Source organism: Oleiphilus sp. HI0061 (assembly GCF_001635675.1).
The window spans coordinates 1-588 of the sequence record NZ_LWFE01001346.1 but is presented as its reverse complement, the minus strand read 5'-3'; the positions used below and the strand labels follow the sequence as shown (position 1 = coordinate 588).

Here is a 588-nt window from a genome sequence, read left to right as displayed (position 1 = left end):
CAACCCACGAATACCAGCATGATCACCGTCGAAATTACTTGCTTCATCTGATGCGTTGACGCTTCCCTAACGGGAAGAATGTTAATTAAAAAGAAAGGCTCTGGCCGAGGTTCCGGCAGGATTTTGTGCGGGCCTCTTGACGTGGGGAGTCATACCAACGCCTTTAGCTGCGGCGAGCGATAGCGAGTCCAGCCCAAGGCGTCCTTGGGCGATGCAGGCTAAACTTGTTAAGTTTGATCATGATGAGCAAAACTCGAAATATTTTTGCTTTAAGACGGTATTGATAATCTCATCGCGAGCCGATCCATGCAGTCTGATAGCTTCAGCAAGGACCGATAAATAAGGGTACAAAACTGCATAAGTGTTTAAAACTAACGGATCAAGAGTAACTTCTAGATATTCGCTAGTTAGTGTTTTCCAGCAAACTTTGATCGATTCTAACTCGAGATACAAAGTATGGACATAATCTGGAGAATCTTCATTTTGCGCGATTTCTTGGATTAATTTAGCAGCGCGACTAGCCAAGTGTATGCGGCGTTTATCATTTTCATATAGATCAATTATTTGTTTATCAATGTCATCACGTAT

At 42.9% G+C, this 588-nt stretch carries 1 protein-coding gene; it reads right to left on the bottom strand.

Annotated features, from left to right (window positions below; all coding sequences use genetic code 11):
- Positions 1 to 237: 237 nt before the first annotated feature.
- A partial coding sequence (locus tag A3735_RS31215; protein ID WP_197485963.1) for a hypothetical protein occupies positions 238 to 588 on the bottom strand: 351 nt, incomplete at its 5' end.